Here is a 3,229-nt window from a genome sequence, read left to right on the forward strand (position 1 = left end):
GGGCCTGATCAGCCACGCCCCGCAAGGCGTGCATCACGGCGCCCCGGAGAAAGCCCGGGAGCGGGCACGCCGCAAATTCGACGACTACGACCGGGTGGACTGGCAGGTCATCGCCATCGACACCCGCCGCCGCCTCATCCCCTCCCCCGAAGTACTGGCCGCCGACTTAGGACAACACGCATGACCGCCAAGCACGACTATGAACGAATCCCCTATCTGATCGCCTATCAGAACAATTCGGGCGTTCGCGATGTCTACGGCGGGGTCGCCGAACTGGTGGTGCTGGAGAGCTACCTGCTGCGCCCGGACACCCCGAGCGACACCGTGCTGGTGTTCATGCACCCGATCGGCGGCGGGGCCTACCTGCCGATGGTCAACGCCCTGGCCCGCGCCGGCAACCACGTCATCTACTGCAACAGCCGATTCCGCGGCACCGACTCCGCACTGCTGATGGAGAAGGTGGTCGAGGACCTCGGCGAATGCATCAAAGACGCCAAGAACCGGCTCGGTTACCGCAAGGTGGTGTTGGCCGGCTGGAGCGGCGGTGGATCGCTGTCGATGTTCTACCAACAGCAGGCGCAGCGCCCGACGGTGACGTCGAGCCCGTCGGGTGACGGGCCCGACCTGACCAAGCTGAACCTGATCCCGGCCGACGGCGTGATGCTGCTGGCCGCGCACATCAGCCGCCACGGCACCCTGACCGAGTGGCTGGACGCCTCGATCCTCGACGAGTCGGACCCGACCAAGCGCGACCCCGAACTCGACCTCTACAACCCGGACAACCCCAACCAGCCGCCGTACACCGCGGAGTTCCTGGAGCGTTACCGGGCCGCCCAGATCGACCGCAACCGCCGGATCACCGCCTGGGTCAAGGCGAAGCTGGCCGAATTCAAACAAGCCGGCCTGCCCGATCAGGAGTTCGGGTTCGTGGTGCACGGCACCATGGCCGACCCGCGCTGGCTGGACCCGACGGTCGATCCCAACGAACGCACCCCCGGCAGCTGCTATCTGGGCGACCCCGCAGTGGTCAACATGAGCCCGGTCGGGTTGGCGCGGTTCTGCACCCTGCGCAGCTGGCTGTCCCAGTGGAGCTATGACGACGCGCACGGCGACGGCGTCGACTGCGGACGCGACATCACGGTGCCCGCGCTGGTGATCGGCAACATGGCCGACGACGCCTGCACCCCCAGCCACACCCGCCGGCTGTTCGAGGCGATCGGCACCGAGGACAAGGAGATGCACGAAATCCCCGGCGCCAACCACTATTACGCCGGGCCGGACCAGCGGGACGCGCTGCGCCAGGCTGTGCAGATCGTCAGCGATTGGCTGGGCCGGCATGATTTCGTAGGCTCGTCGGCATGACGTCCGCCGATCAGCACGCACTGCGGAGCGCCGGCGCACCACTGAGTGGCAGCGACAACAGCCCCGCCACCGGCGCGCTCGACGGCATCCGGGTGCTGGAACTGGGCACCCTGATCTCCGGGCCCTTCGCCGGACGCCTGCTCGGCGACATGGGCGCCGAGGTCATCAAGATCGAACTGCCCGGCAAACCCGACCCGCTGCGCACCTGGGGACAGGCCGAGCTCGACGGACACCACTTCTTCTGGACCGTGCACGCCCGGAACAAGAAGGCCGTCACGCTGGACCTGCGCACCGACGCGGGCCGTGAGCTGTTCCTGGAACTCATCGACGCATCCGACATCGTGGTGGAGAATTTCCGGCCCGGCACGCTGGAGCGCTGGGGGCTGGGCTTCGACGTCCTGCGCCAGCGCAACAAAGGCATCATCTTGGTGCGGGTCTCCGGCTACGGACAGACCGGCCCGGACGCCCACAAGGCCGGATACGCCTCGGTCGCCGAGGCCGCGAGCGGCTTGCGGCACATGAACGGCTTTCCCGGCGGGCCCCCGCCCCGGCTGGCACTTTCACTCGGCGACAGCCTCGCGGGCATGTTCGCCGCCCAAGGCGCGCTGGCCGCCCTCTACCGGCGCACCGTCACCGGCGAAGGCCAGGTAGTCGACGTCGCCTTGACCGAATCCTGTTTGGCCATTCAGGAATCCACCATCCCCGACTACGACGTCGGCGGCGTGGTGCGCGGGCCGTCGGGCACCCGGCTCGAAGGCATCGCCCCGTCGAACATCTACCAGTCGGCCGACGGCAGCTGGGTGGTGATCGCCGCCAACCAGGACAGCGTGTTCGCCAGACTGTGCCAGGCCATGGGCACCCCCGAGCTGGCGACCGACCCGCGGTTCGCCGACCACATCGCGCGCGGCCGTAACCAGGACGAGCTGGACGCCATCATCGCCGCGTGGGCCGCGCAGCGGCAGCCCGACGTCATCATCGCGACGCTGAGCGACGCGGGGGTGATCTCCGGCCCGATCAACACCGTGGCCGAGGTGGTCAAAGACCCCCAGCTGCGGGCGCGCGGCATGCTCGCCGAGCACTGGGACGAAGGCGCCGAGCGCACCGTGTTGGGGCCCGGTGTCATCCCGGTGCTGTCGGAGAGCCCGGGCACCATCCGCAATGCCGGTTCGGCACGCCCCGGACAGCACAACGAGGAGATCTACACCGGTCTGCTCGGCAAGACCACGGCGGAGTTGGACGCCCTGCGCTCCGAGGGGGTGCTGTGAGCACATTGCCCGGCCAGGTCAGCATCCGCGAGGTGGCACTGCGTGACGGCTTGCAGATCGAGGCGCCGATCCCGCTGAGCGCCAAACTCGAGCTGCTGGCCGCGATCGCCGCCACCGGAGTGCGCGAGGTCGAGGTGACCTCTTTCGTCTCCCCGACCAAGGTTCCCGCCCTGGCTGACGCCGCCGAACTCGCCGCCGAACTCTGGCGCTACCCCGAGCTGGAATTCTCCGCGCTGGTCGCCAGTCCCGGCGGCGCCGCCCGCGCGGTGGCCGCCGGGCTGAAGTCGCTCGAGTACGTGGTCTGCGCCTCGGATACCTTCAGCACCGCCAACGTCGGCCGGCCCACCGCGCAGGCGGTCGCAGCGATCAGCGACATCGCCGGCATCGCCCACGACGCCGGCTCCTCGGTCGAGGTCATCATCGCCACCGCGTGGGACTGCCCGTTCGACGGCCCGACCGCGCCCGGGCGCGTCACCGACATCGCCGCCACGGCAAGCGCGCTGGGGGTCGACCGACTGGCCATCGCCGACACCATCGGCACCGCCACGCCACGCCGAGTCACCGACCTGATCGCGGCGGTGGCGCCGCTCATCGGCGACATC

3 protein-coding genes and 1 pseudogene are annotated in these 3,229 nt (G+C 69.3%); all 4 read left to right on the plus strand.

The genetic code is table 11. The features are described 5' to 3' along the window. Nucleotides 1–184 (plus strand): annotated as a pseudogene (locus LI92_RS20590) (homogentisate 1,2-dioxygenase); the annotation flags it as partial. Then, entirely contained in the window at nt 181–1,362 is a 1,182-nt protein-coding gene (locus LI92_RS20595) for an alpha/beta hydrolase family protein (RefSeq protein ID WP_046322190.1), read from the plus strand. The pseudogene LI92_RS20590 and the gene LI92_RS20595, both read left to right, overlap by 4 nt. Then, nucleotides 1,359–2,627 (plus strand): CaiB/BaiF CoA transferase family protein, encoded by a 1,269-nt coding sequence (locus LI92_RS20600; RefSeq protein ID WP_286135211.1) that lies wholly within the window; start codon nt 1,359–1,361, stop codon nt 2,625–2,627. The genes LI92_RS20595 and LI92_RS20600 overlap by 4 nt, the downstream gene beginning before the upstream one ends. Next, a partial coding sequence (locus LI92_RS20605; protein ID WP_046322191.1) for a hydroxymethylglutaryl-CoA lyase-like TIM-barrel protein occupies nt 2,624–3,229 on the plus strand: 606 nt, incomplete at its 3' end. The genes LI92_RS20600 and LI92_RS20605, both read left to right, overlap by 4 nt.

This window comes from Mycobacterium sp. UM_Kg1 (assembly GCF_000972925.1).
Classification (GTDB): Bacteria; Actinomycetota; Actinomycetes; order Mycobacteriales; family Mycobacteriaceae; genus Mycobacterium; species Mycobacterium hiberniae.

Bases quoted from the DNA above. Each gene is read 5' to 3' on its own strand.
- LI92_RS20600 (WP_286135211.1), top strand. From the start codon at position 1,359: ATGACGTCCGCCGATCAGCACGCACTGCGGAGCGCCGGCGCACCACTG.
- LI92_RS20595 (WP_046322190.1), top strand. From the start codon at position 181: ATGACCGCCAAGCACGACTATGAACGAATCCCCTATCTGATCGCCTAT.